This is a genomic window from Kocuria coralli, from assembly GCF_008831305.1.
Classification (GTDB): domain Bacteria; phylum Actinomycetota; class Actinomycetes; order Actinomycetales; family Micrococcaceae; genus Kocuria; species Kocuria coralli.
Map to the genome: position 1 here is coordinate 119,559 of NZ_ML708619.1, position 25,526 is coordinate 145,084.

22 protein-coding genes and 2 riboswitches are annotated in these 25,526 nt (G+C 68.6%); of the genes, 12 read left to right on the forward strand and 10 right to left on the reverse strand.

The features are described from left to right. Positions 1-38 precede the first annotated feature (38 nt). From FCK90_RS09885 to FCK90_RS09900, 4 genes are all read right to left on the reverse strand, one after another. Positions 39-521: a glutathione peroxidase gene (locus tag FCK90_RS09885; RefSeq protein WP_158034139.1), complete on the reverse strand. Its 483-nt coding sequence runs from the start codon at positions 519-521 to the stop codon at positions 39-41. A 149-nt stretch (positions 522-670) separates the two neighbouring features. Continuing rightward, a complete protein-coding gene (locus FCK90_RS09890) occupies positions 671-1,327 on the reverse strand; it encodes a LutC/YkgG family protein (RefSeq protein ID WP_158034140.1) in 657 nt (218 codons plus the stop codon). After that, positions 1,324-3,132, reverse strand: coding sequence for a LutB/LldF family L-lactate oxidation iron-sulfur protein (locus FCK90_RS09895; protein ID WP_158034141.1), 1,809 nt, complete (start codon positions 3,130-3,132; stop codon positions 1,324-1,326). The genes FCK90_RS09890 and FCK90_RS09895 overlap by 4 nt, the downstream gene beginning before the upstream one ends. Beyond that, complete coding sequence (locus FCK90_RS09900) at positions 3,129-4,001, reverse strand: (Fe-S)-binding protein (RefSeq protein ID WP_158034142.1); 873 nt, start codon at positions 3,999-4,001, stop codon at positions 3,129-3,131. The genes FCK90_RS09895 and FCK90_RS09900 overlap by 4 nt, the downstream gene beginning before the upstream one ends. A 151-nt stretch (positions 4,002-4,152) precedes the next feature. On the opposite strand from FCK90_RS09900, the gene FCK90_RS09905 reads away from it, so the two are divergent. The 5 genes from FCK90_RS09905 to FCK90_RS09925 all read left to right on the forward strand — a co-directional run bounded on the left by FCK90_RS09905 (position 4,153) and on the right by FCK90_RS09925 (position 10,818). Then, positions 4,153-5,826, forward strand: coding sequence for an L-lactate permease (locus FCK90_RS09905; RefSeq protein WP_158034143.1), 1,674 nt, complete (start codon positions 4,153-4,155; stop codon positions 5,824-5,826). Beyond that, positions 5,823-6,638 (forward strand): FadR/GntR family transcriptional regulator, encoded by an 816-nt coding sequence (locus FCK90_RS09910; RefSeq protein ID WP_343029894.1) that lies wholly within the window; start codon positions 5,823-5,825, stop codon positions 6,636-6,638. Before FCK90_RS09905 ends, FCK90_RS09910 begins: the two co-directional genes overlap by 4 nt. A gap of 340 nt (positions 6,639-6,978) precedes the next feature. Then, positions 6,979-7,154: riboswitch (cyclic di-AMP (ydaO/yuaA leader) on the forward strand. A gap of 1 nt (position 7,155) precedes the next feature. Next, positions 7,156-7,845, forward strand: a complete 690-nt coding sequence (locus tag FCK90_RS15745; RefSeq protein WP_246180132.1) for a C40 family peptidase — start codon at positions 7,156-7,158, stop codon at positions 7,843-7,845. A 448-nt stretch (positions 7,846-8,293) separates the two neighbouring features. Beyond that, entirely contained in the window at positions 8,294-9,772 is a 1,479-nt protein-coding gene (locus FCK90_RS09920) for a hemolysin family protein (protein ID WP_158034144.1), read from the forward strand. Further along, positions 9,769-10,818 (forward strand): hemolysin family protein, encoded by a 1,050-nt coding sequence (locus FCK90_RS09925; RefSeq protein ID WP_158034145.1) that lies wholly within the window; start codon positions 9,769-9,771, stop codon positions 10,816-10,818. Before FCK90_RS09920 ends, FCK90_RS09925 begins: the two co-directional genes overlap by 4 nt. A 17-nt stretch (positions 10,819-10,835) precedes the next feature. Here FCK90_RS09925 and FCK90_RS09930 read toward each other — a convergent pair whose 3' ends face one another. The 5 genes from FCK90_RS09930 to FCK90_RS09950 all read right to left on the reverse strand — a co-directional run bounded on the left by FCK90_RS09930 (position 10,836) and on the right by FCK90_RS09950 (position 15,897). Continuing rightward, a complete protein-coding gene (locus tag FCK90_RS09930) occupies positions 10,836-11,885 on the reverse strand; it encodes a serine hydrolase (RefSeq protein WP_158034146.1) in 1,050 nt (349 codons plus the stop codon). A 175-nt stretch (positions 11,886-12,060) separates the two neighbouring features. After that, entirely contained in the window at positions 12,061-13,272 is a 1,212-nt protein-coding gene (locus FCK90_RS09935) for a glycosyltransferase family 4 protein (protein WP_158034147.1), read from the reverse strand. Between the two features lie 7 nt (positions 13,273-13,279). After that, complete coding sequence (locus FCK90_RS09940; protein ID WP_158034148.1) at positions 13,280-14,557, reverse strand: NAD-dependent epimerase/dehydratase family protein; 1,278 nt, start codon at positions 14,555-14,557, stop codon at positions 13,280-13,282. A 131-nt stretch (positions 14,558-14,688) separates the two neighbouring features. Beyond that, a complete protein-coding gene (locus FCK90_RS09945) occupies positions 14,689-15,126 on the reverse strand; it encodes a hypothetical protein (RefSeq protein WP_158034149.1) in 438 nt (145 codons plus the stop codon). Between the two features lie 225 nt (positions 15,127-15,351). Further along, on the reverse strand, positions 15,352-15,897 hold the full coding sequence (locus FCK90_RS09950; RefSeq protein WP_158034150.1) for an alpha/beta fold hydrolase: 546 nt from the start codon (positions 15,895-15,897) through the stop codon (positions 15,352-15,354). Between the two features lie 136 nt (positions 15,898-16,033). Between FCK90_RS09950 and FCK90_RS09955 the strand changes: the two genes are divergently transcribed. The 6 genes from FCK90_RS09955 to FCK90_RS09980 all read left to right on the forward strand — a co-directional run bounded on the left by FCK90_RS09955 (position 16,034) and on the right by FCK90_RS09980 (position 22,248). After that, positions 16,034-17,401 (forward strand): acyltransferase family protein, encoded by a 1,368-nt coding sequence (locus tag FCK90_RS09955; RefSeq protein WP_158034151.1) that lies wholly within the window; start codon positions 16,034-16,036, stop codon positions 17,399-17,401. Between the two features lie 11 nt (positions 17,402-17,412). Continuing rightward, positions 17,413-17,522, forward strand: a riboswitch (SAM riboswitch). A 47-nt stretch (positions 17,523-17,569) separates the two neighbouring features. After that, on the forward strand, positions 17,570-18,949 hold the full coding sequence (locus FCK90_RS09960; RefSeq protein WP_158034152.1) for an O-acetylhomoserine aminocarboxypropyltransferase/cysteine synthase family protein: 1,380 nt from the start codon (positions 17,570-17,572) through the stop codon (positions 18,947-18,949). Then, complete coding sequence (locus FCK90_RS09965; protein WP_158034153.1) at positions 18,946-20,127, forward strand: cystathionine gamma-synthase; 1,182 nt, start codon at positions 18,946-18,948, stop codon at positions 20,125-20,127. The genes FCK90_RS09960 and FCK90_RS09965 overlap by 4 nt, the downstream gene beginning before the upstream one ends. Before the next feature lie 81 nt (positions 20,128-20,208). Beyond that, complete coding sequence (locus FCK90_RS09970) at positions 20,209-21,057, forward strand: DUF4870 domain-containing protein (protein WP_158034154.1); 849 nt, start codon at positions 20,209-20,211, stop codon at positions 21,055-21,057. Between the two features lie 50 nt (positions 21,058-21,107). Then, complete coding sequence (locus FCK90_RS09975) at positions 21,108-21,725, forward strand: methylated-DNA--[protein]-cysteine S-methyltransferase (protein WP_246180134.1); 618 nt, start codon at positions 21,108-21,110, stop codon at positions 21,723-21,725. 28 nt (positions 21,726-21,753) lie between these two features. Then, a complete protein-coding gene (locus tag FCK90_RS09980; RefSeq protein ID WP_158034155.1) occupies positions 21,754-22,248 on the forward strand; it encodes an acyl-CoA thioesterase in 495 nt (164 codons plus the stop codon). A 9-nt stretch (positions 22,249-22,257) separates the two neighbouring features. Here the strand turns inward: FCK90_RS09980 and FCK90_RS09985 are convergent, their stop codons facing one another. Continuing rightward, positions 22,258-22,848: a GNAT family N-acetyltransferase gene (locus FCK90_RS09985; RefSeq protein WP_246180135.1), complete on the reverse strand. Its 591-nt coding sequence runs from the start codon at positions 22,846-22,848 to the stop codon at positions 22,258-22,260. Positions 22,849-23,017: 169 nt separating this feature from the next. On the opposite strand from FCK90_RS09985, the gene FCK90_RS09990 reads away from it, so the two are divergent. Beyond that, positions 23,018-25,156, forward strand: coding sequence for a 3-hydroxyacyl-CoA dehydrogenase NAD-binding domain-containing protein (locus tag FCK90_RS09990; RefSeq protein ID WP_158034156.1), 2,139 nt, complete (start codon positions 23,018-23,020; stop codon positions 25,154-25,156). Positions 25,157-25,526 lie beyond the last annotated feature (370 nt).

A 25,526-nucleotide genomic window follows, 5' to 3' on the forward strand; every position in this document is an offset into this window, starting at 1 on the left:
TCGACCACTCACCGGCAGGAGGCGATCAAAGCGACCGCTCAGGCCTGCAGCGACTCCTCGATCGGCGCACGCAGTTCCTCCGGCTCGGTCGAGGGTCCGAAACGAGCCACCACGGTGCCGGACTTGTCCACGAGGAACTTGGTGAAGTTCCACTCGATGTCCGCCCCGTTCTCACCGGGCTTCTCCGACTTCAGCCACGCCCACAGCGGATGGGTGTGCAGACCGTTGACGTCGACCTTCTTGTAGAGCGGGAACTCCACCCCGTAGGTGGAGCGGCAGAAGGCCTGGATCTCGTCGCCGTCGCCGGGTTCCTGGTCGCCGAACTGGTTGCAGGGGAATCCGAGCACCGTGAAACCGCGGTCCTTGTAGTCCTCGTAGAGCTTTTCCAGGCCGTCGTACTGCGGCGTGAAGCCGCATTCGCTGGCGGTGTTGACGATCAGGACGACCTGTCCGGCCAGGCGGTCGAAGACATCCTGGGAACCGGAGATCGTGTCAGCGGTGAAGTCATGAAGCTTGGTCATGGGGTCCTTTCGGCGCTCACGGGGTGCACCAGGGAGGGGCAGAGCTTTAACCGTACACAGGGCTGGGGACATGCCCGGCAGACCGGCCGGTCCCACCGTACCGAAAAGAGCCGGCCGGGTGTCCAGGGACCCCGGCCGGCCCCACGGGCTCAGCCGAGCAGGATGACGTCCAGCGTCCTGGGGCCGTGCACGCCCTCCACACGCTCAAGCTCGATATCGGAGGTGGCCGACGGGCCGGAGATCATGGTGATCGGACGGTCGTGACTGACCCGCTCGAAGGCCTCCGGGATCAGCTCGACCACCGAATCCAGCGGCACCACGCACACATGATGATCGGGCACCAGGCTCAGCGCTCGGCGGCCCTCGTCGGGGTGGCTGTTGAGGAAGATCGTCCCGGTCTCCGCGCAGGAGACGGTCGAGGAGGTCACCACCGCCCCGAGTCCGTCCAGCTCCCGGGCGGTCAGGGGCCCTCCGTCGTCCCCGCGATCACGCACCGTGCGCACGCTGTCGGGGATCCAGGACTCGTCCAGCCCCTCGGGCACGATCGTCACGGCCTCGCCCAGCAGCTGCCCCACCCGCTGCGGCAGGGATTCCCCGGTCTCCCGGTAGACGTTGGCCTTGTAGTCCACCAGGCGGTCCTCGAGCATGTCCACGACCTCGGCGTGGTCCAGGGAGGAGGCCCGCCTGTAGTCGCGGGGCACTTCGGGTGCCGCAGGCTCGTCCCGGAGCGCGTACCGGATGCGGGAGAGGATCGCGGCCTTGGCGTCCTGCTCCCGGTCCGTCGGTCGGGTGACGTTCTCGCTCATGCCTGTTCCTCCCCGGTGCTGGTGGCATCGCTGGACTTCGTCGACTCGCCGCCAGACGACTGGCCCGCTCTGGCTCTGATCACTGCCTGGGCCTCCGCGCCCCACCCGGCGTGCTCCTCGATATGGCCCGCCAGCGACGACGACGGCGCCTCCCCGGGCCCGCTCGGTGCCAGCGCGGTGCTTCCCAGGTCCCGGGCCACCCGCTGCTCCGTCTCCTCGCCGTGCTTGCGCCACCAGTTGCGGAAGGACTGACTGGGCGGGACCGGGATGTCGCGTTCCTGGGTCCAGCCGCCGACCATGCCGGGCAGCCACTTGGCCCCGCCGAAGGGCTTGAGCGCCCCGCGGCCCAGGGGCAGCGCCTTCTCGGCCAGTGCCATGCGCTTGCCGGAGGACATGACGACCCCGGCGCCCTTCATGAGCACGTCCATCTCGGAGGGCACCCGGCTCTTCTTGACCCGGTCCGGGTGCTCGGCGGGCTCCGGCTGCGCGCCGGTCGCGGCTGCCTCGGCCTCGCGGGCCGCGGACACGGTGCTGCGCTGCTGCGCCGCGGCGTCGTCGCGTTCACCGTGCTTGGTCCGGACGTCCTCATCGCGCAGGTGCACCAGGATCGACGGGATGTCGATCTTGACCGGGCACACCTCGTAGCATCGCCCGCACAGCGACGACGCATAGGGCAGCGAGTTGTTCTGCTCGGCTGCCACGCCGGTGAGCTGAGGGGACAGGATGGCCCCGATGGGTCCCGGGTAGGTGGAGCCGTAGGCGTGGCCGCCGGCGTGTTCGTACACGGGGCACACGTTCAGGCAGGCCGAGCACCGGATGCAGTGCAGGGCCGAGCGTCCGTCGGGGTCCCCCAGCACCGCGGAGCGGCCGTTGTCCAGGAGGACGAGGTGGAACTCCTCCGGTCCGTCGCCCTCCGCGACGCCGGTCCACATCGACGTGTACGGGTTCATGCGCTCGCCGGTCGAGGACCGGGGCAGCAGCTGGGTGAAGACCTCGAGGTCGGCGAAGCGCGGCAGGAGCTTCTCGATGCCCATGACCGTGATCAGGGTCTTGGGCAGGGTCAGGCACATGCGGCCGTTGCCCTCGGACTCCACCACGGTGAGGGTGCCGCTCTCCGCGATGCCGAAGTTCGCGCCGGAGACGGCCACCGTGGTGTCCAGGAACTTCTCGCGCAGGTAGGTGCGCGCGGCCTCCGCCAGCACGGCGGGCTCGTTCGTCAGGGTCTTGCCCGTGCCCGGCATCCGCCGGGAGAAGATCTCGCGGATCTCGTCGCGGTTCTTGTGGATGGCCGGCACCAGGATGTGGGAGGGCTTGTCGTCCCCGAGCTGCACGATCAGCTCGGCCAGATCGGTCTCGTGGGACTTGATGCCCTGCCCCTCGAGATGCTCGTTGAGCCCGATCTCCTGGGTGGCCATGGACTTGACCTTGATGATCTCGTCCACGCCCTTGGCGCGGACCAGGTCGGTCACGATCCGGTTGGCCTCGGCGGCGTTGCGCGCCCAGTGCACGATGCCGCCGCGGGCGGTCACATTGGCCTCGAACTGCTCGAGCAGCTCGGGCAGCCGCGCGCCGACCTCCTGCTTGATGGCCGAGCCCGCGTCGCGCAGGTCCTGCCAGTCGGGCAGCTCGCCCACCACGCGGCCGCGTTTGGCGCGGATCGTATGGGTCGCATGCCCGATGTTGGCACGCATCTGCTGGTTGCCGAGCTCGCTGCGCGCGTGCTCGGGGAAGGGGGTTTCCTCATACAGGTTGCCGGAACCGTACGCGATGCGGGTACCTGGCATTCCCAGATCGACGACGGTCATCGAGCGCCTCCTGCGGAGCTAGCGGCTTGGGCGCCTCCGGGTCCGGCTGCGCTGGATGGGGTGATGGTCGCGTGCACGCGGGGGATGGAGAGGTCCGCGATCTGATCCAGCTCCAGCGGATTGGCCCGCGTGGAGGCCAGGATCTCGGCCAGATGAACGGTCCGGACCTCGGATCCGCGCCGTCGCGCCGCACCGTTCATGTGCAGCTGGCACGACGAGTCCCCGCCCGCGCACAGCCCGGTCCCCGTCGACTCGATGTTCTTGATCTTGGCGTCGACCATGGCCCCCGAGACATCCGGGTTCTTGAAGGAGAAGGTCCCGCCGAACCCGCAGCACTCCTGCGCATCGGGCAGCTCGACCAGCTCCAGGTCCTCCACGCTGGAGAGCAGGGTGGTGGGGCGGTCGCCGAGGCCCAGGAGGCGCAGCCCGTGGCACGAGGGGTGGTAGGTGATGCGGTGCGGGAAGTAGGACCCCAGCTGTTTTTCCGCGTCGGTGACCCCGAGGACGTCCACGAGCAGTTCGGAGAGCTCGTAGGTGCGGCCGGCCACCTCCTCGGCCTGCCGTGCCAGCCCCTCGTCCCCGCACTTGCGCGCGACCATGGGCTGCTGATGGCCCAGGGACGCGACGCAGGAGCCGGAGGGGGCGACGGCGACGTCGTAGTCCACCGCGGTGAACGCCTCGACGTGGTTGCGGACCACCGGAAGTGCCTCGTCGATGTAGCCGCTGTTGACATGCATCTGTGAGCAGCAGCCCTGACCGGCGGGAAACACGACGTCGTGCCCCAGCCGCTCGAGGATCCGGACGGTGGCCAGCGCAACCTTGGGATACATCGCATCCACGATGCACGTGGCAAATATTGCGATCTTCATAGATCCTCCGCAGGTTTTGTGACGCAGGTCATGTACAGTTTCCCACGACCCCATGTGGTCCGACCATACCCTCTCGTGATCCACATCGCATTACGGACTGTTTTCCGGGGCGCCCGAAGCTTTCAGTCCTCCGAATCTGCAGGAGACGTACGTGAACACCTACACCGCTCAAGTCGACGCGGTTGCCGGCAGCCCAGGACTGTCGGCACTCGTGGGCATCGTGCCGCTGGTGGCATTCTTCATCTCGCTCGTGGGCCTCAAGCGCAGTGCTTGGGTCTCGGGCCTGATCGCCTTGGCCACGGCGGTCGTCGTCGCGATCATCGCCTTCGGCATGCCTGCCGATCTCGCCCTTCTGTCCGCCACGCAGGGCGCGGTCTTCGGACTGTTCCCGATCGTATGGATCGTGGTCATGGCGCTGTGGTTCTACCAGGTCACGGTCGCGGCAGGCCGTTTCGAGGACATGCGCTCGATCTTCGACACCATCGGCGGTGGCGACGTCCGCATCCAGGCCATCCTGATCGCGTTCTGCTTCGGCGGCCTGCTGGAGGCCCTCGCGGGCTTCGGCGCCCCCGTGGCGATCACCGCGACCATGATCCTGGCCATCGGCCTCAAGCCGCTCAAGACCGCGGTCGTCGTGCTGATCGCCAATACCGCCCCCGTGGCCTTCGGCGCGGTGGCGACTCCCATCACCACCGCCGGCAGGCTGACGGGTCTGGACCCCGCCCACATCGGCGCGGTCGTGGGTCATCAGGCACCGTTCTTCGCCCTCGTCGTGCCCTTCCTCCTGCTTCTGCTGATCGACGGGCTGCGGGGCCTCAAGCAGGCGTGGCCGGCGGCGCTGGTCATCGGCGCGACCTTCGCCGTCGCCCAGTGGTGGAGCGCCACCCACTTCGCCTACGAGCTGACCGACGTGGTGGCCGCGATCGCCGGCCTCGCCGGGGCCGTCGTCCTCCTGCGCTTCTGGAAGCCGCGTGGTGCGGCGGAGGCCAAGCAGCGCCTGGGGATCGAGGAGGCCGAGAACGTCTCCGACCTGACGCCCTCGCGGGTGTGGATGGCCCTCGTGCCGTACCTGTTGGTGGTCGTCGTCTTCGGCATCGCCAAGCTGTGGACCTGGGGGGTCGACGTCCCCTCGGCTCTGGCGAGCACCGATGTGTCCGTCCCGTGGCCGGGCCTGGACGGGCATCTGCTCAGCGCTGAGACCGGTGAGCCCATCACCGGCACGGTCTACGCCTTCCAGTGGCTGTCCTCCCCGGGCACGCTGCTGCTGATCACGGGGCTGCTGGTCACCCTCATCTACACCGTGTTCAACCACCACGGGAAATTCCCCATGACCATCGCCAAGGGGTTCCACGAGATCGCGGCGTGCATGTACAAGATGCGGTTCTCCGCGCTGACCATCATGCTGGTGCTGGCCCTGGCCTACGTCATGAACTTCTCGGGTCAGACCCTGGCCATCGGCAGCTTCGTGGCCGGCCTGGGCGCCGCCTTCGCCTTCTTCTCCCCGGTCCTCGGATGGGTGGGCACGGCGGTGACCGGTTCGGACACCTCCGCCAACGCCCTGTTCTCCAATCTGCAGCAGACCGCGGCCCAGGGTGCCGGGCTGGATCCCAATCTGACGGTTGCGGCTAACACAACCGGCGGTGTTGTCGGCAAGATGATCTCTCCCCAGTCCCTGGCCATCGCTGCCACCGCGGTGAGCATGCCCGGCCAGGAGTCGACCATCTTCAAGAAGGTGCTTCCTTGGTCCATCGGCATGCTGATCGTGCTGTGCGCCCTGGTGTTCCTGCAGTCGAACGTCCTGCATTGGATGTTGCCTCCGCAGTGACCCCGCGCAGCGGCAGTCTCCCACCCCTGATTCCTGCCCGCCCCGGGTTCCCCGCGGAGGCGGTCTCGGGGGTGGGTGCCGGCCACGGCCGGAGCAAGGAGGACGCTCCGGCCTATACGGCCGTCCTGGAGTGGGTGGAGCTCCGCCTGCGGGAGGGGAACCTGGTTCTCGGGCAGAAGCTGCCGGGGGAGCGGGCCCTGGCCGAGGAGTTCGGCATCTCCAGGGCATCGGTCCGCGAGGCGATCCGGGTCCTGGCGGCCATGGGACTGGTCCGCTCGGGTACGGGATCCGGCCCGCAGGCCGGCGCCGTCGTGGTGTCCGAGCCTTCGAGCGCGCTCTCGTGGGCGCTGCGGATGCACGTGGCCACCAAGGCGCTGCCCATGGCCGACGTGGTGTCCATGAGGGTGCTGCTGGAGACCCAGTCGGCGCTCGCCTCGGTCCGTGTGGCCGACGAGGAGCTCCGCGGGGAGGTGCTGGCCCGGGTCCGCCCCTATCTGGAGATCATGGACGATCCCACGATCCCGGACGCGCTCTTCCACGACCTCGACGCCCGTTTCCACGTCGAGCTGACCACGCTGGGCGGCAACGTGGTGCTGACCACCGTCATGAGATCCCTCCGGGACGCGGTCATCGGCTACGTGCAGGAGTCCGTGGCCCTGCTCGGCGACTGGGCGGGGCTGCGGGCACGACTGCAGCGCGAGCACGGGGGCATCTTCAGGGCCTTCGAAGAAGGGGATGCCCTGCGGGCCGCCGAGCTGCTGCGAGAGCACATCGAGGGCTTCCACAGCACGGTCGTCGAACACCGGATCTGAGCCCTCCGGTAGGTGTTCTACGTCACTCATTCAGCCCCGAACGGGTGCCCGGTAACGCTTGCAGGCGCCCTGTCGTGACCAAATCCGAGCCTCACCGTGATTTTTTTGTGATGTTGCGAGGCCCACATGATGAGGCTCAGATTTGCAAAACATAACGCTGTGACTAGGGGAAATGTTCGAAGCGACGATACTGCGGCCATCTGGGCGCGGCTGCGACGGCCTACTTGCGGGCCATGTCACGTTATTCGATCGTGACAATCCGTGATCTGTTCGTTATGGTTTTCGTCGTGCCACTCGAACGGGCGGCGCCTCCGGACTGAACGCCGCATCCTGTCGCTGTCCGGTGAAGATCCCGAACACGGACATGACAGGAGCGAGGGACCCACTTCCCCGGCCCGATCCTCACGATAGGTCGGACCTAGGGGTGAAGCCGAGGCTGTCCATCGATCTGAGTCTCGGCCGGTTACTCCAAACCGAACCCGACAGCTCACCCCGCAGGCAATCTGGAGGAAAACCAATGCAGAACGTCAAGACTGTTGCTCGTCGCGCCGGACTCGGTGTGGCCGTCGCCGGTATCGCTACCGCCGCCACCATCGCCCCGGCTTCCGCTTACGCCGAGGTCTCCACCACGGGCACCCAGCCCGCCACCTCTGCCGGCTTCGACGCTTCGTCCGCCGAGGCCGCCGGCTGGTCCTACTCCTGGACCATCGACGCCAACGGCACCACCCACTACACCTACGGCGACGGCGCCGCAGCGGCTCCCGCCGCCCCGGTTGCTCCCGCGCAGTCCGAGGCTCCGGCTCAGCCCGAGGCTCCCGCCGCGTCCGCTTCCGAGGGCCTGTCCACCCAGTCGGTGGGCACCGCCTCGGCCAATGCCTCCGGCATCGCCGGCAGCGCCCAGTCCTACAAGGGCTCCCCCTACGTCTGGGGCGGCACCACTCCCGGTGGCTGGGACTGCTCCGGCTTCACCCAGTACGTCTACGCGCAGAACGGCATCGATCTGCCCCGCACCGCCGCCGCGCAGGGTGCAGCAGGCACCCCCACCTCCAACCCCCAGCCGGGCGACCTGGTCATCCAGAACGGTGGCGGCCACGTGGGCATCTACCTGGGCAACGGCCAGATGATCTCTGCGCTGAACCCGGGCCAGGGCACCCAGGTGCACCCGGTCTCGGCCATGAGCGTCGACTACTACGCCACCTTCGCCTGATTCAGACCACCGGTCACTGAGCTGACCCACAGACTGGTGCAGCAATGCACCTGACTCCGAGCCAGTCTCGGACGTCCTGCCCGAAGGCGGCGGACCTCGCGGTCCGTCGCCTTTGGCGTGTACCGGAGCACCTTCACGGCTCCGGGCTCTTCAGGAGCCCGCCGCGCATCCGCGCCGGAGCCGTGACATGGTGCCGTGAACGAACGTGATGAACCCATCATCGGAAAGTGCCCTTGGGAACCCTTACACTTGGCTGCATGCCTCATGACATATCCCGCACGACCCCCGGCTCCCGCCGCGTGTCCGTGCCGGACGATGCGGAGTATCGAAGTTGCGCTTTGCGCAACCGCTCCCAGTCCTCCCGTGAATCCTTCCTGAACCTCACCCGTCACGCGGGCCGTGCCTGCCGCTGGACTCTGCTCCCGGCGACGACGGCGGTGAGAGCCCGATGAGCGTCGTCGCCTCAGGGCTCGTCCTGACGCTGGTTCTCCTCTTCCTGATCTTCTCCAACGCGATCTTCGTGGCCGTGGAGTTCGCCTATCTCACGGTCAACCGGAACACGGTGCGCGAGCGCATCGAGTCCGGGGACAAGCTCGCCGCGGCCGTGGACCGGGCGCTGTCCAAGACCTCCACCAACCTCTCCGGCGCGCAGCTGGGCATCACGGTCACGAGCCTGGTCGCGGGTTACCTGACGGCACCGTCCGTCGGCGTGCTGCTGACGGAGGGTCTCGGCGTGACCGACCTTCCCGCAGGCTTCGTCACGGTGGTGGGCACCACGGGCGCGTTCATCCTCGTGACCTTCACCCAGATGGTCTTCGGCGAGCTCGTGCCCAAGAACTGGGCGATCGCCGAGCCCCTGAAGGTGGCTCGCCTGGTGGTCCGGCCCCAGAACCTCTTCATGGTGCTGCTCGGCTGGCTGGTCCACATCCTGAACTCCTCGGCCAACGCGATCCTGCGCCTTCTGGGCTTCGACCCCAGGGAGGAGGTGGCCAACGCCCGCACCGCCGAGGAGCTGGCCGCCGTGGTCTCCCGCTCCGGCGAGGAGGGGACCCTGGACGCCGCGACCGCCGAGCTGGTGGCCCGTTCCATCGAGTTCGGCGACCGCACCGCGGCCGACGTCATGATGCCCCGGCCCCGCGTGACCTTCGTCGAGGACGAGAGTGTGCAGGAGGTCCTGGAACTCACCGCACGGACAGGCCATGCGCGCTATCCGGTCATGGGGGAGAGCGTGGACGACATCGTGGGCATCGTCCATTTCAAGGACGCCCTGGCGGTGCCCTTCGAGGATCGGGCCACCACGCCCGCCCATGCCATCGCCCGAGATGCCAACGTCGTGTCCGAGTCCATGACGCTGGATCCGCTCCTGCGGGAACTGCGACAGCCGGGTCTGCAGATCGCGCTCGTCGTCGACGAGTACGGCGGCACCGCCGGAATCGTGACCCTGGAGGACCTCATCGAGGAGATCGTCGGAGAGATCGACGATGAACAGGACACCACCCTGGCGAAGTACCGCCGCCGCCGTGACGGCTCGATCGTGGTCTCGGGACTGCTGCGTCCCGACGAGCTCGGTGAGATCGTCAAGCTGGACCTGCCGGAGGGCGAGGAGACCGACACCCTGGGCGGTCTGATCGGCGAGATGCTCGACCGTCTTCCCGAGGTCGGGGACGAGGTGGTCATCGAGTGCACCGATCGCGAGCACCGCGACGAGGACGACCTGCCCACGCACGGCCGGTTGTCGCTGCGGGTGGGACAGATGGATCAGTACCGCGTGGAGCGGGTGATCGTGAACCGCCTCCCGCAGGAGCCCGATGATGACGACGATCCCGACGATCCCCCGGTGCAGTACGACACCGTCGAGGACCTGCCGGAAGGCGGCATGGAGGTCACTGAATTGGATACCGCGCTGAAGCCGGGTGATGACCGATGAGCGACGCCGTCGCAGTTCTGGTACTGGCCCTGCTGCTGCTGGGCAATGCCTTCTTCGTGGGCTCCGAGTTCGCCATGGTCTCGGCCCGCCGGGACCAGCTCGAGCCCAGGGCCGCCGAAGGCTCGCGCTCCGCGCGGTCGGCCCTGAAGGGGATCGAGGACGTCTCGACCTCTCTCGCCGCCACCCAGCTGGGTATCACGGCCTGCTCCCTGCTGATCGGCTCCGTCGGTGAGCCCGCGATCGCCCACATCATCGAGCCGGGGTTCGAGGCGCTGGGCGTTCCCGAATTCCTGGTCCACCCGATCGCGCTGGTGATCGCGCTGCTGGTGGTCACCTTCCTGCACATGGTGATCGGCGAGATGGTGCCGAAGAACATCGCCATCGCCCAGCCCGCCGCCTCGGCCCTGCTGCTGGGCCCGGTGCTGCGGATCTTCGTGATCTTCTTCCGCCCCGTCATCTGGCTGATGAACTCGGTGGCCAACCTGGTGGTGCGCCACGTCCTGAGGGCGACGCCCAAGGACGAGGTGGCCTCGGCCTTCACCACGGATGAGGTCGCCGGCTTCGTCGCCGAGTCCGGTCGCGTGGGCCTGCTGGATGCCGACGAGATCAGGCTCCTGACGGGTGCCCTCCAGTTCGAGGCACTCACGGCTGCCGACGTCGCCATCCCGTTCGGGGAGATCCGCACGATCTCCCATGAGGCGACCAACGCGCAGATCGAGGAGCTGACGGCCGAGACGGGCTTCTCCCGCTTCCCCGTCATGGGTCCCGACGGCGGTCTCCAGGGCTACATCCATACCAAGGACGTGCTCGGACTCGGCCCGGAGCAACGCGACCAGCCCTTCGACAAGGCGATCCTGCATCAGCTCGGACGGGTGCCGGACGGTGCCAAGCTGCAGGACGTGATGCGCCGGATGCAGGCCAACAACGCCCACCTGGCCCTCGTGGAAGGCACGCAGGGACATAGCGGCCAGTACGCGATCGTCGCGCTGGAGGACGTGCTCGAGGAGCTGGTGGGCGAGGTCCGGGACGCCACTGCCGCGGCATAGGCTCCCGGCGCGCGTGCTCAGCTCTTGCTGGCGATCAGCAGGGTGAGCTCGTCGAGAAGTTCGAATCCGCATTCGGAGTTCGGAGCGCCGTACGTGGTCAGCACGATGTCCTGGAGCTGCCCGTTGATGCGGGCCTGGCCGATCGAGCTGACCGTCCAGCGGCCGTCGTCCTCGGGCAGCCAGCCGTTCTTGACGATCACGTCCGCCACGGAGGCGCCCTCCGGCCAGGAGGCCTGGTCCGCCAGCAGCCCCACGCCGAAGTGCTGGGTATAGCTCGGCTGTCCTTCGGCGGGGTCCAGGTACTGGCGGATCAGGTCGACGTCCTCGGCGGGCAGCCACTCGGGAGCCTCCGTCAGCGCCGCGATGATCTGGCTCTGATCGGCTGCGGTGGTCCAGGATCCTCCCCACCCGAGCTCGGGGACCGTGTGCTCCATGCCGAGCATCTCGTATGTCTCGGCCAGCGCCTCCGTGGCCTCGGCGTCATCCGCGCCCAGGGTGCTGAAGAGGGCTTCCGTGGCTTCGTTGCTGCTGTTGGCCAGGGAGTCCTCCAGCAGGTAGTGATCGGCGTCGGTCGGCTCCGTGTCCGTTTGATGGAGATGGCGCAGGAAGCTGATGGCAACGGCCACCTTGGACAGGCTCGCGGTCCTGGACCGCGCCTCGTCGTTGACCCGGACGGACTCGCCGGTCTCGCGGTTGAGAACGACGGCGCCCATGTCGATGTCCAGGTCGTCGTGGGAGCCGTGCACGGCGTTGCCCAGCGCGGTCTCCAGATCGTCGCCCTCCTGCCCGGAGAGCCAGGTGACGGAGGTACCGCTCCCGTCGGGCGCGGCCGGATCCGGGTCCTCCTCCATGTCCTTGGGCGCGATCTCCTCCGCCGACGGGTCGAGGAGGCAGGCGGCCGGCAGCGGCTTATCCTCGGTCCCGCCCCGATGAGTCTCATGCGTGCCGCCGGCGACCGGCAGTGACGATCGAGGGTCTTCCGCGGGGTCTTCTCCCCCCGACTGGCATCCGGTCAGCGCCAGAGCGCATGTCATGGCGAGAACCCACGGCGTGTAAGAGCGTGTCATACCGTTCCCTCTTCGGTCTCGGGGCTCTCGTCCGTGACGGAAGCCTTAGATGTCAGCGGGTGTCCCGGCCTCGTCCTGCCTGCCGGGCGAGGCCGGCTTCAGTTCATCGGGCCATCCTGCCACTCCCGGGCCGTTGGGCACAGCGGCCCTGGTCCGGCTGGGTACGGCGCCCCGGTCAGCCGCGACGACGGCGGCGCGGGAGCTTGAGGGTCCGGTACTCCGCGGCGCCGAAGGTCTTGAGGAATGGGCCGGGCGGGACATGGCGGTGCTCGTGGCGTTCGAGGGCCAGCCGGTAGTACTCCACGAGCTTGTCGGTGGATGCTCGCCAGGAGTGCCGGAGCGCTTCCTGGCGAGCAGCGGCCGCCATCCGCGCGCGCAGCTGGGGATCGTCCACCAGTTCACCCAGGCGGCGGGTCAGGTCGTCGGCGGAACCGGGCTCGACCAGGAATCCGGTCTCGCCATGATCGACGACGTAGGGGATGCCCCCCGCACGAGCCCCGACCACGGGAAGCCCGGAGGCGAAGGCCTCCAGCGCCACCAGGCCCAGCGTCTCCGACTGGGAGGGGAAGGCGAAGACGTCGGCGGAAGCGTAGGCGGAGGCGAGGTCGGGGCCGGACATGTACCCGGTGAACACGGTGTTCGTGCCCGCGAACTGCCGCTCCAGCTGCTCGCGGTGCGGGCCGGACCCCACGATGGCCAGGCGGGCCTGCGGGAGACGGCGCATGGGCTCGATGAGCTGGTCCAGGTTCTTCTCCTTGGACACCCGCCCCACGTACACGATCAGCGGGTCCTCGGGGTGACCGCCGGTCAGCCGCGAGCGCAGCGCCCGGTCGGCCATGGAGGGGTGGTAGCCGCCGGTGTCCACGGCCTTGGGCCAGAGATCGACATCCCGGACCCCCACTGCCCTGGCCCGTTCCACCATGGGGCCGGAGGTGCACAGGTTGACCTCCGACTGGTTGTGCAGCCAGCGCAGCCAGTGCTCGGACGGATGGCGCAGGAGATGCAGGCCGAGGGCGTCCGCATAGTGCGGCACGTCCGTGTGGAACGAGGAGAGCAGGGGCAGGTCGCGCCTCCGGGCCGAGAGCACGCCGTAGGCGGCCAGCCAGATCGGGTTGACCGCGTGCACGATGTCCGGCCGGAAATGGGCCATGTTCGTGGCGATGCGTGCCGTGGGCAGCCCCAGTTTGATCTCCGGGTACCACGGCTTGAAGGAGACCGACCGCACCGGCACCACGGCATGCCCGGCATACGACGACGGCGGGTTCCCCGGAGCGAAGACCACGGCCTCGTGGCCGAGCTCGTTCAGCTGCTCCAGGGTACGCAGGATACGCGTGACCACCCCGTCGATCTTGGGCAGGAAGACCTCGGAGTACAGAGCGATCCGCACGGGGCCGTCAGCTTTCGGCCGGGACCGCAGCCGCGGCCGGACCCCCGCGATCGGATGCGCCGCGTGCCGCCGTCTGTGGAGCGGCCCGCTCCGCCATCGAGGCGGGGATGCCCGCCTGCGTGCGGCGGTTCCACAACGAGGTCGCCGGGATCTTGGCCAGATCCGCCCGATGCGCGTACTTGCGGGCGGTGTCCTCGACCTCCATCAGGAGGCCCTCCGAGAGCGTGGTCGGCTGCAGGCCGAGATCCAGGAACGTGTCGTTGCTGACGTGCAGGTCGTTCTCCGCGGACTCCTGGCGCGGGTTGGGCACCATCTCCACGGTGGCGCCCGAGATGCGGCCCACCAGCTCGGCCAGGTCCCGGACCCGGTGGGTCTCGGTCATCTGGTTGAGGATCATCACCCGGTCTCCGGTCTCGGGCGGGTTGTCCAGGGCGAGCTCGACGCATCGCACCATGTCCTGCACGTGGATGAAGGCCCGGGTCTGCCCGCCGGTGCCGTGCACCGTGAGCGGATAGCCCACCGCAGCCTGCATCAGGAACCGGTTGAGCACGGTGCCGTAGTCGCCGTCGTAGTCGAACCGGTTGATCAGACGCTCGTCCAGCAGGGTCTGGGCCGTGTTGGTGCCCCAGATGATGCCCTGGTGCAGGTCCGTGATCCGGACGCGGTCGTTCTTGGCGTAGAAGGCGAACAGCAGCTGATCCAGGGACTTGGTCATGTGGTAGATCGAGCCCGGATTGGTGGGGTAGAGGATCTGGGTCTCGATGTTCTCCTGGCCCTCGTGGGGGATCTCCACGTCGAGGTAGCCCTCGGGGATCTTCATGCCCGCGGTCCCGTAGCCGTACACGCCCATGGTGCCCAGGTGCACCACGTGGATGTCCTGGTCGGCCTCGACGATCGCGGCCAGCACGTTGTGGGTGGCGTTGACGTTGTTGTCCACCGTGTAGCGCTTGGTGCGCGAGCTCTTCATCGAATACGGGGCGGCACGCTGCTCGGCGAAATGGACCACGGCATCGGGTCGCTCGGTGGTGAGGAAATCCAGGAGCCCCGCGTAGTCCTGGGCGACGTCCAGGTGCACGTGGCCGATCGTCTTCCCGGTGGTCTCGGTCCAGGCCCGCAACCGCTCGGTCAGGGGGCGGATGGGGGTCAGGGACTGCGCGCCGAGCTCGTCGTCGATCAGCCGCCGTGAGAGGTTGTCGACGATGACGACCTCGTGCCCCTGGTCGGATAGGTGCAGCGCGGCTGGCCAGCCGCAGAATCCGTCCCCGCCGAGGATTGCGATCTTCACGTGGTCTCCGTTTCTGCAACCCGGCCGCCCCCGCGGTTTCGGCGAGGACGGCGTGAACGGCTGCATGGGTTTCGGTGGCCGTAGCCTTCTACTGGCTCAATTCTGGCAGACCGTCCGGCGCAACCCGTGGTTCAGGCGGAAGGGGAGCCCTGCTGGGCCACTCCGAACAGCGGCCGGGTGACCTCCGCAGCGGGGCGGGATTCGCCCGGCCCGACGTAGACCGCCGGTAGATCCTCGATGTCGTCGGCCGTCAGGATGCGGGCCGCGGGCTCCCAGCCGGCCGGGAAATGGTGGTCGTGAAAGCTGCCGCATTTCTGGCAGAAGTACTCGACGCGTCCGCCCGAAGCCTCTCCGGACGTGCGGCTCAGCTTGCGCAGCAGGGACTTCAGGCCATGGTTGCGCCGGCGCTTCCGGGAATCCGCCGTCGCCTGGGAAGCCGCTGCCGTGGGAGCGAAGACCAGGAACTTCAGGTAGTAGTCCGTGGTGCACTGCCGGCACACGGGTGCATGGGGACCGGCGGGACGAGGCGGTGAGCTGATCCGGCCGAGGCGTGGCGACGAGGTACTCATGAGGGCACGACTCCTGGGGGGAAGATCGGCTACGGGCGTATGGCATGGTGGGAAGTTCCGACCTCGTTGGGGAGTACTGCCCACCACCAGGCTAGGTCACGGATCCATCCTGAGTACAGGCCGGGGCGGGTGAAGTTCCGCACATGCGAAAGAGTGGCTACCCATTAGTAAGGATGGCGCTGATCAGGGGATTTACCTGACGGTCTCGTGAAGGTCGGGTGATGTTCACACGGCCCGCCGGACCCAGTCCGTGGGCATGTGGCCGCCGTCGTGGGCGATCTGCATCCGGGACGACGGGAGCAGCCGTGCCAGCCGGTAGGCGTGGTCCACGGGAACCACGGGATCCTCCTCCGAGTGCACGATCACCACGTCCGCGTCGGCCAGGATCTTCCCGGCGCGTGCGGGCAGGGCCCACTGCGGCCCCCACCAGGGGTGGTCGGGGCCCGCTCCGGTGTGCTCCGCCTCCCAGAGCGGCGCGCCGACGATGATCGTCCTCCTGAGCAGGGTGGGCACCCGCAGGCACAGGAAACGCAATGCCTCGGAGCCGCCCAGGGAGTGACCCACGAGCACCCAGGGCTCGTCGGGCAGCTCCCGGATGGCCCTCCCGACTTCGTGCTGCCACTGATCGGCCGCGTCCGGCAGATCGGCCGAGGGCAGCTGGGGCGCGACGATCTCGGTCTCCGGCCAGTGGGTGCGCAGCTCCCGGGCGAGGAGATCGTCCGGGCCGCCGCCGTCGTCGGCGCCATGGAGATACAGGATGCGGTTGACCATGTCAGACTCCTTCTCGGGCAACTCGTCGGGACCTCGTACACGGTGACTACAAGGCGACGGTGCGCTGGTTTGGTGTAAACAGGATATTCGAGCGCTGTCCGAGCGCGGCGATCAACGGGCTGGGAGCGGGTGGGATATGGCGGCGGGAGCGGTTGCCGCGTTGCACGGCCGTGATCCGGCAGTGGACGCGGCCCGGGTCGCCGCACTCGTGGTCGTGGTCTGCGCCCACGTCCTGCTGGTCACTGTGGTGACCGATCCCGGCACCGGGGCGGTGTCGAACGTGATGGTGCCGACCCGGTATTCGTGGTTCTGGTGGGTCAGCTGGATCGTGCAGATCATGCCGCTGTTCTTCGTGGTGGGGGGATTCGCCTCCGCCGTGTCCTGGAGCAGGTTCCGGGAGCGCGCGGTGCGGGACGACGGCGATACCGCCAGGTGCGCTTCCGCCACGGCCGCGGGGGCTCTGTGGGTCCGAATGCGCCTGCTCAGGCTCGCCCAGCCGGCGGCGCTGCTCTGGGTCGTCCTGGCCGCGGGCACCGTGGCGGCCCTGGCCCTGCAGGTCCCCGCCGGTTATCTGGACGCGGCCCTCTCCGGGATCGGCATGCATCTGTGGTTCCTGGGCGCCTATGCCATCTGCCTGGCGGCCGCGCCGTTGACCCATGCTGCCCACCGCAGGCGTCCGTACCTGACGATGGGGGTGCTGCTGGGGCTGAGCGCGGGGGTGGAGATCCTCCGTATCGCGGTGGATGACGCCTGGTGGGGGCTGGCCGGGCTGGCGCCCATCTGGATGGCCATCCATCAGCTGGGCTACTTCCGGGCCGACGGCACGCTCGGACGGCTGCGGCCCGTCCACCTGGCGGTCATCGCCGCCTGCGGCTACGGAGCCATCTGGGTGCTGGGCTCGACGGGGGCCTGGAGCACGGACATGCTGGCCAACCTGAATCCGCCCACCGTGAGCCTCGTCCTCCTGGGCTTGAGCCAGGCCTGCCTGCTGCAGGTGTTCTCGGGGCCGCTGGCGAGCGCGATGCGCAGCCGGACCGTTCAGGCGATCGCCTGGACGGTCGGCTCCCGTCCGGTGACGCTGTACCTGTGGCATCTGCCGGTGATCGTGGCGGTCATGGCCGTGTGGTGGCTCGCGGGGGGTCCTCAGCCGGAGCCGGGAGGAGCCCGGTGGTGGCTGCTGCGGATACCGCTCACGCTGCTCTGCTGGGTATGCGTGCTGATCGTCGTCCGCATGCTGGGCCGGTGGGAGGCCGGCGCGGTGGTCCCCGATGCGATGGTCCCGCGCGTCGCCGACGGCGGAACCGCCACGTGGGTGCCGGTCGCAACGGGCCTGATCCTGATGGTGGCCCCCGCCGTGCTGGAGATCCGATTCCTGCTGTCGTCGTGGCTCGTGCTGGGCGGAGCCGCCAGCTACCTCGTGGCCGTGGTGCTCCTGCGCCGGGTCCCCGGTGCCGGCAGGGGCCGTGACCCAGAGCATTGGCGGAGCACCGCGCGAGTGGGTTAGTCTAGTCGGAGCTTCACGAGATGCGTTCGCCAAGCTCCGACTTGAGCGCACACCAACCCCATGTTCACGGGTGGTTCGGATGACGAAGCGGCCTGCTACACCCGCAGCGCACGAACAGCTCCGTGGGTACCCGTGCAGGTCACGAGCGCAAACCCTGGAGACCCCGAGATGCCTCTCTCGCCCTCGGCCGATATCAACGGCTCCTCGTCGTTGGCCACCCGCCAGATTCACGCCGGCCGCTCCGGCTCCTCGGATGCCCCCGGTCAGGCGACCCTTCCCGTGCCGATCTATCAGTCCTCGGCCTACGAGTTCCCGGACCACGCCGCAGCGTCGGCCATGTTCGCCCAGACCATTCCCGGATTCACCTACTCCAGGACAGGGAACCCCACCGTCGCCGTCCTCGAGGCGCGTGCGGCCGACCTCGAAGGCGGCCTGGCAGGGCTGGCCCTGGGATCGGGGCAGTCCGCCGTGGCCGCCTCCCTGCTCGCGCTGGTCAGCAGCGGACCGGGAAAGCACCTCGTGGTCTCGGAGAAGCTCTACGGCGGTACCGTCGACCTGCTCGGCGACACCCTGGCCGACCTCGGCGTGACGGTCACCTACGTCGACCCCGCCGACCCCCAGGAGTGGGCGCACGCCGCCACCCCCGAGACGCGGGGGTTCTTCCTGGAGTCGATCGGCAATCCCCTGTCCACCCTGGCGGACCTCGATGCGATCGTGGAGATCGCCCACGCTCAGGGCATCCCGGTGGTCGTGGACAACACCCTGGCCACGCCCGTGCTGTACCGGCCGATCGAGCACGGCGCGGACATCGTGGTGCACTCGGCCACCAAGTTCTTCGGGGGCCACGGGACGGCCCTGGCCGGCGTGATCGTGGACTCCGGGCGTTTCGACTGGGAGGCCGAGCCCGAGCGCTGGCCGCAGTTCACGCGGGCACGCGAGCGCTGGGGACATATCAGCCTGGTGGAGAAGTGCCGCGGGGCCTCGCCCTTCCTGCACCTGTGCCGCGCCAAGTTCGTGCACGACCTCGGCCTGACCCTGTCGCCGTTCAACGCCTCCCAGATCCTCCAGGGCCTGGAGACCCTGGACCTCCGCATGCGGCGGCACACGGACTCGGCGGCGGAGATCGCGCGTTTCCTCTCCACGCATCCCGCCGTCCGCCGGGTGCACCACCCGCTGGTCGAGGGTTCCGACGACCGTGCGCTCGCCGAGCGCGATTTCCCGCAGGGCACCGGCTCCGTCTTCGCCTTCGAGCTGGAATGCCAGGACTCCTGCGTCGCGGCGTTCGTCGACTCCCTGAGGCTGTTCAAGCTCGTGGCCAATATCGGCGACGTGCGTTCCCTCATCAACCACCCCGCGGCCATGACGCACTGCCGGCTGACCGAGGAGCAACGCCGCGCCGGCGGGATCACCTGGCAGACCCTGCGGTTGTCCGTCGGCCTCGAGGCGGTCGACGACCTGATCGCCGATCTGCAGTCGTCCCTGGACGAGCTCGTCCGCAGAGACGCCGCAGCCACCCGTACCGCAGCACACCAGGAGGTCACCGCATGAGCGGATTCACCACCCGCGCCGTCCACTCCGGGCAGGAGCCGGACCGGCTGACCGGGGCCGTGATCCCGCCCATCTACCAGACCTCGACGTTCGTGCAGGACGGCATCAACGTGCTGCGGGACGGGCACGAGTACTCGCGAGGATCCAATCCCACCCGCAACGGGTTCGAGGAGCAGCTGTGCGCTCTGGAAGGGGGACTGCGCGGCTTCGCCTTCGCGTCCGGCATCGCCTGCGAGGACGCTCTCCTGCGGGCGGTGCTGCGACCCGGCGACCACGTGGTGCTCGGCGGTGACGGGTACGGCGGTACGAACCGCCTGATCACCCGGGTGCTCGCCCCGTGGCGGATCGGCCACACCCCCGTGGACGTGACCGATCTCGACGAGGTCCGGCAGGCTTTCGTGGCCGAGACCAAGGTGGTGTGGGTGGAGACGCCCACGAACCCCAGGCTGGGGATCGCCGACCTCGCGGCCCTGACCGAGCTGGCGCATGAGCACGGCGCCCTGCTGGTGGTCGACAACACCTTCGCCTCGCCGTACCTGCAGCGTCCGCTGGAGTTCGGCGCGGACGTCGTCGTGCATTCGACCACCAAGTACGTGGGCGGCCATTCCGATGTCCTGGGTGGCGCGGTCGTCGTCGCGGACCGGGAATGGGCGGTCGAGCCGGTCAACGGCTTCTCACCCGGTGCGACCCTGGCCGAGCTGGTGGGCTTCCAGCAGTTCGCCGGAGGGGCCGTGGCGGGCCCCCAGGACAGCTACCTGGCCGCGCGCGGACTCAAGACGCTGTCGCTGCGGATGGAGCGCCACCAGGACAACGCGGGGCGGATCGCCGAATGGCTCACGCAGCGGCCCGAGGTCTCGCAGGTGCTCTACCCGGGTCTGCCGGACCACCCGGGGCACGAGCTGGCCGCCCGGCAGATGGAGGGTTTCGGCGGGATGGTCTCCTTCCGCTTGCGCGGTGGTGAGAGCGCCGCCCGCCGGTTCGCGGAATCCACCCTCATGTACAAGCTTTCCGTGTCCCTGGGAGGAGTGGAGTCGCTGATCTGCTGGCCCTCGGAGATGACCCACGGGTCCGTCGTCGGGACGCCGCAGGCCGTGCCCACGGACCTGGTCCGCCTCTCCGTGGGCATCGAGGATCTCGAGGACCACCTCGCAGACCTCGAACGCGCCTTCACATCGTGACCCGCCGGGCCGGTTGTGCCTAGGCTGGTGGGGCGACGGTTGATCCCGGTCCCCTTCACGAAGCCCTAGGAGAGCCGCATTATGAGCAACGACGACGATCGCCCCACCAACGGCTCGCCGGACCCTGTTCCCGGGGAAGGCGATGCCGGCCGGGCCGGCGAGCCGGACCACCCGCGGGACGCCGCCCCGGAGGAACCCTGGGGCGACGGATCCGCGGACGAAGCTTCCGCGCGCGACCGTCCGGGCCACGAGTCACCGGGCCATGAGATGCCGGGCTATGAGATGCCGGGCTACGGGGCACCGGGCTATGGGTCCTCCCCGACCGGGCAGTCCCCCTACGGCGGGCCTCCTTCTGGACCGGGTCCCTACGGACAGCCCTCTGCGGGCCAGGGACCGTACGGGCAGCAGCCGGGCGGCCCCCAGGCGCAGCACGGCTATCCCGGACAGCAGCCCTACGGACAGCCCTACGGGGGTCCTCACCAGGGGCAGGGGGCGCAGGGTCAGTACGCCGCCCCCGGGCAAGGCCAGCAAGGGTACGGCGGCGGTGCCTACCAGTTCAGCGGGATGCAGCCGCAGGACGCACGGACCTGGGCGCTGCTCACCCACCTCGCGGCGCCGGTCCTTTACCTGTTCTCCGTCGGCTGGGCGGGCTTCCTGGCCCCGCTCGTGCTGTGGCTGATCTTCAAGGACAAGGACCCGCTGGTCCGGCAGGCCGGGGCGGGATCGTTCAACTTCAATTTCGCCCTCATGCTGGTGAGTATCGGTGCTTGGATCCTGGGACTGGTCACCCTGGGGCTGCTGATACCGCTGACGCTCCTGGTCGTCGCGGCCATCTTCATCGTGCAGATAGTCTTCGGCGTCCTGGGGGCTATGGCGGCCGGCCGCGGGGAGGCCTACAAGTACCCCTTCGAGGTCCCCATCCTCAAGTAGCCTCGTTCGCCGTCTACACGGGCCGAGGAGGGCGTGGGAGCATATACGCCATGAACAGCATGGACCCGGCCGAGCAGGGCGCCTTCCTCCCCCGTGGGGATGGCCCCGCCCCGCAGGCCGATGCGCTGCACCTGCGCGAGCCGATCGCCGCGCGTCATCGTGAGGTGGCCACCCCGCTGGGAACCATGCTCGTGGCTGTCGGCGACTTCGACGGCCACCCGGCCGTGACGGGGGCGTGGTTCGTGGGTCAGGCGCATTTCCCCGCCACCGGGCTTCTGGGCGAACCGGACCACGACGGCGACCCCCTCCTGGCAGCTGCTGCCGAGCAGCTCACCCAGTGGTTCGCCCGCGAGCGGCAGGGGTTCGACCTGCCGCTGGCCCTCGACCAGAAGCCTCAGAGCCTCGGGCCGCGGGTGTGGCGGGCCTTGCAGGAGATCCCCTACGGGCGGACCACCACCTACGGAGAGATCGCCGTCGCCCTGGGAGGACGCTCGCTCGCGCAGGCGGTCGGTCAGGCCGTGGGCAGAAACCCCTGGGCCGTGATCGTGCCCTGCCACCGGGCCCTGGGCTCCGACGGCGGTCTCACCGGCTATGCGGGAGGGCTGGAGCGCAAACGCGCTCTGCTCGAGCTCGAGGGCGCATTGCCCCATGAACCCGGACTGTTCTGAGCCGCCGGCGGCAGCATAGGGTTGAACCATGACCGCAGAACAATCGGGCCAGGGCCTTCCTCCTCGTGCTACGGATGCGCAGGGCCGCAGGGACAACGACATCATCACGTTCCACACCCGCAAGTGGGTCAAGCCGGAGGATCTCAACCCCAACGGAACCCTCTTCGGCGGTAGTCTGCTGCGCTGGATCGACGAGGAGGCCGCCGTATACGCCATTGTCCAGCTGGGCAACCAGCGGGCGGTGACGAAGTACATGTCGGAGATCAACTTCGTGTCCTCGGCGACCCAGGGCGATCTGATCGAGATGGGGCTGCGGGCCACCAGCTTCGGGCGGACCTCGATCACGATGACCGCGCAGGTCCGCAACATGATCACCCGGCAGATGATCCTGACGATCGACAAGATCGTGTTCGTCAACCTCGATCAGAGCGGAGTCCCGGCGCCCCACGGGTACTCGGAGATCACCTACGACCGCGACCGGGTGCCCACGGCAACCCTGCCGGCCGTTCCTCCGCGCGACTGAGCGGACGTCTCAGCTGCCGGCAGTCCCGGGATCGCGCAGTTCGTGGGACAGGATGCCGTAGATGAGTTCGTCCCGCCATTCGTCCAGCTGCCAGTGCGACTCCTTGAGGAGGGCCTCCTGCCGCATCCCCAGGCGCTCGCAGACCTTCGCGGAACTCGTGTTGAGGGAGTCCAGCCGGGCGAATACGCGGTGAGCGTCCAGGCGCTCGAAAGCGGCCCGGATGGCAGCCGAGGCGGCTTCCGAGGCGATGCCCTGGCCGGTGTACTCGGGGTTGACCACCCACCCCATCTCGATCTGCCTGGACTCGGCGTCCACCAGTGTCAGCACGATCTCCCCGTAGAGCTCGCCGCCGCCCTTGGGGGAGAAGGCATAGCGCACCGAATCGCCGTCGCCCACGAAGGCCCGCGGGCCGCGGTGCTCGGCGATCACGCGATAGGAGTGATCCCAGGAACGCGGACCGCGCCAGGCATGCTGGGCGTAGTCCTCGCGTGACTGGTAGGAGTGCATCTCCTCGAGGTCGGCTTCCGTGAAGCGGCGGAAATACAGGCGCTCGGTTTCCAGTGGCAGCAGATCCTTCACGACGCTCACCTTACTTGCCATCGGCCTCCTCGCGCCTCTCGTGAAGCCGCCCGGTGGGGTCGTCCGGTCAAGTCATCCGGGCTGTTCACCGGGAGATGGTGACGTGTGGCTGCGGTCACAGGTAAACTAAGTGATACCCAGGGAACCACTTAGTTTCACTGGACGTGATGCCAAGAGGAGAACGACGACGATGTCCACTCACGCTGCGCAATTTCCGTCGACCGTTGCCATCTCGGTGGAACGGCACGTGCTCCCCGGCCGCCACCGGCCGGTCGCCGTCGTCTCGCTCGACTCGACCCCGAGCGGCGGGCTGATCCTCTGGAGTTCCGCCGCCCTGAGGCAGCTCGGTGACACCCTCCGCGATATCGACCAGGCTGCGGTGGAGGCCATCGTCGTCATAGGAAACGAACGATCATTCGGGGCGGGCGCCAACCTCGACGAAATCGCCCATGGGCAGGAGTCCGGTGACCCGCGGGCCTACATCGCCGCCGGGCACGAGGTCTTCGGCCTCCTTGCGGAGGCGCGAGTCCCCACCTTCTCGGTGATCACGGGACAGGCCCTGGGGGGCGGGCTCGAGCTCGCCCTGCATACGGGCTATCGCATCGGGAATGCCAAGGGCGGGCCGCTCGGGCTGCCGGAATGCCGCCTGGGATTCTTCCCGGGCTGGGGCGGCGTACACCTCCTGCCTCATCTGGTGGGACCGGAGGCTGCGATCGATGCCATCACCTTCGACTCCATGAGGGGGCGTCACCTCCGGCCGGTGCAAGCGGCGGAGATCGGACTGCTGGATGCCGTCCTGGAGGAGGGCCCGCAGTCGGAGGGATGGGCCGCGGCCTGGCAGGCCGCGGTCGTCGAGGTCCTGGATGCCCTCGGCGGGGAGCAGCCACGCCGCCCGGGCGAGAGTCGGCAGACTCCGGAGAGCCTTGCGCGGTGGCGGGCCGCCGTCGGCGCAGCACGAGAGAAAGCGGATCGCCTCTGGCACGGCGCCGCCCCGGCGCCGCTTGCGGCCCTCGATCTCATCGAAGCCGCGGCCACCGAGTCCCGGGTGGAGAACGGCGCCCAGGCCGTGAGCAGTTTCCAGGACCTGGTGACGGGCGACATCGCTCGCACGTCCCTCCGCACCTTCCGGTCAGTGGACTCCCGGGCCCGGAAGGCCCCTGACAGGCCGGCCGTGGCGGGTCGCAGGATCGAGAAGGTGGCCGTCGTAGGGGCGGGGCTGATGGCGCGTCAGCTCGCCGCTCTCTTCGCCCGCTCCCTGCGCGTGCCGGTGGTCCTCACCGACATCGACCGGCAGCGACTGGATGAAGGCGTGCAGTGGGTGGCCGACCGGTTCGCGAGCCAGGCCGAGCGCGGGGCCCTCGAGCCGTCGGCTGCCAGGCAGCTGGCCGCGCTGGTGACCGGGGCGACCGGGGACGGCGACCTGGCGGACGTCGACTTCCTGATCGAGGCCACCCCGGAGGACCTCGAGATCAAGAAGGCGGTGCTGTCCCACTGGGCCGGGGTGGTCGGCGAGGGGACGGTGCTGGCCACCAACACCTCTTCACTGTCCGTGACCGAGATGAGCCGGGTGATCGCCCATCCCGGGCGGTTCCTGGGTTTCCACGTCTTCAACCCCGTCGACGCCACACCCCTCCTGGAGATCATCACCACCTCGGCCACGGACGACATCGCTCTGGCCACGGCGTTCGACCTGGCCTCCTCGATGCGCCGGACGGCCGTTCGTGTAGCCGATGCCCCGGGTTTCGTGGTCAACCGCATCCTGCTGCGGATGTTCGATCCCATCCTCCAGGCTCTGGATGCGGGCATGGACCCCAGGGAAGCGGACCACGCACTGGATTCCCTGGGGCTGCCCATGACCCCGCTTCAGCTCCTGGACTTCGTCGGCCCGGCGGTGCTGAGCCACGTCGGGCAGCGCATGCATGCCGCATATCCCGATCGATTCCACGTCTCACCCTGGATGACCGCGGTGGCCGATGCCGGGCTGACGCATGTGCTGCCCCGACGCGGCGATGAGTCGGAGACATACCTGGAGGGCCGGGCCGAGAGCCTGCGCCTGGCCGTTCGCGAGGCGGGCGGAGAGGACGGGGAAGAGCGCTCCCGTTCTGTCTCGGCCACCGAGGGGGTGCCGGAGCTGAAGCGCCGGGTGGAGGATGCGCTCGCACAGGAGATCGGCCTCATGCTCGACGACGGGGTGATCGCTCAGCCCGAGGACGTCGACGTCTGCATGGTGCTCGGAGCCAACTGGCCCCTGTACCTCGGAGGGATCACTCCGTACCTGGACCGGGTGGGCGCGTCGGAGCGGGTTCTCGGGCGACGGTTCGGCGCGTGAGCAGGGGTGTGCCGGTGGCCTTCGAGGCCGTGGTGCACAGGCATGCAGGCGGTGTGATGGGCGTCGCCCACCCTCGCCTTGCGATGGTCTCCGGGCGTGTGTAATGTTTTCACCTGTCGCCGCGAGCGGGTCGGCCTCCTGGAGGAGGCTCAGGGCCGCGAGAAGCGGGACCGCCGGTCAGGCAAACTTCAATCTCTCGATGTGATCGTTGTTCAATGCTGTGCTCGAAAGCGCACTTGATCAAGATCCGCAGAGAGGGTAAAGTTATCTGGTCGCGGTTTGCAGCGAAGAACGGCGACGAGCTCAAGAATTGATCTGGGTGGGAATCCAGGGCATTCACTTGCTGTTGTTTGAGAACTCAATAGTGTTT

What these genes read in the sequence shown, in the direction of transcription:
- FCK90_RS09885 (WP_158034139.1), bottom strand. Translation starts at nt 521, where the DNA reads ATGACCAAGCTTCATGACTTCACCGCTGACACGATCTCCGGTTCCCAG.
- FCK90_RS09890 (WP_158034140.1), bottom strand. Translation starts at nt 1,327, where the DNA reads ATGAGCGAGAACGTCACCCGACCGACGGACCGGGAGCAGGACGCCAAG.
- FCK90_RS09895 (WP_158034141.1), bottom strand. Translation starts at nt 3,132, where the DNA reads ATGACCGTCGTCGATCTGGGAATGCCAGGTACCCGCATCGCGTACGGT.
- FCK90_RS09900 (WP_158034142.1), bottom strand. Translation starts at nt 4,001, where the DNA reads ATGAAGATCGCAATATTTGCCACGTGCATCGTGGATGCGATGTATCCC.
- FCK90_RS15745 (WP_246180132.1), top strand. Translation starts at nt 7,156, where the DNA reads ATGCAGAACGTCAAGACTGTTGCTCGTCGCGCCGGACTCGGTGTGGCC.
- FCK90_RS09920 (WP_158034144.1), top strand. Translation starts at nt 8,294, where the DNA reads ATGAGCGTCGTCGCCTCAGGGCTCGTCCTGACGCTGGTTCTCCTCTTC.
- FCK90_RS09925 (WP_158034145.1), top strand. Translation starts at nt 9,769, where the DNA reads ATGAGCGACGCCGTCGCAGTTCTGGTACTGGCCCTGCTGCTGCTGGGC.
- FCK90_RS09930 (WP_158034146.1), bottom strand. Translation starts at nt 11,885, where the DNA reads ATGACACGCTCTTACACGCCGTGGGTTCTCGCCATGACATGCGCTCTG.
- FCK90_RS09945 (WP_158034149.1), bottom strand. Translation starts at nt 15,126, where the DNA reads ATGAGTACCTCGTCGCCACGCCTCGGCCGGATCAGCTCACCGCCTCGT.
- FCK90_RS09950 (WP_158034150.1), bottom strand. Translation starts at nt 15,897, where the DNA reads ATGGTCAACCGCATCCTGTATCTCCATGGCGCCGACGACGGCGGCGGC.
- FCK90_RS09955 (WP_158034151.1), top strand. Translation starts at nt 16,034, where the DNA reads ATGGCGGCGGGAGCGGTTGCCGCGTTGCACGGCCGTGATCCGGCAGTG.
- FCK90_RS09960 (WP_158034152.1), top strand. Translation starts at nt 17,570, where the DNA reads ATGCCTCTCTCGCCCTCGGCCGATATCAACGGCTCCTCGTCGTTGGCC.
- FCK90_RS09965 (WP_158034153.1), top strand. Translation starts at nt 18,946, where the DNA reads ATGAGCGGATTCACCACCCGCGCCGTCCACTCCGGGCAGGAGCCGGAC.
- FCK90_RS09970 (WP_158034154.1), top strand. Translation starts at nt 20,209, where the DNA reads ATGAGCAACGACGACGATCGCCCCACCAACGGCTCGCCGGACCCTGTT.
- FCK90_RS09975 (WP_246180134.1), top strand. Translation starts at nt 21,108, where the DNA reads ATGAACAGCATGGACCCGGCCGAGCAGGGCGCCTTCCTCCCCCGTGGG.
- FCK90_RS09980 (WP_158034155.1), top strand. Translation starts at nt 21,754, where the DNA reads ATGACCGCAGAACAATCGGGCCAGGGCCTTCCTCCTCGTGCTACGGAT.
- FCK90_RS09985 (WP_246180135.1), bottom strand. Translation starts at nt 22,848, where the DNA reads ATGGCAAGTAAGGTGAGCGTCGTGAAGGATCTGCTGCCACTGGAAACC.
- FCK90_RS09990 (WP_158034156.1), top strand. Translation starts at nt 23,018, where the DNA reads ATGTCCACTCACGCTGCGCAATTTCCGTCGACCGTTGCCATCTCGGTG.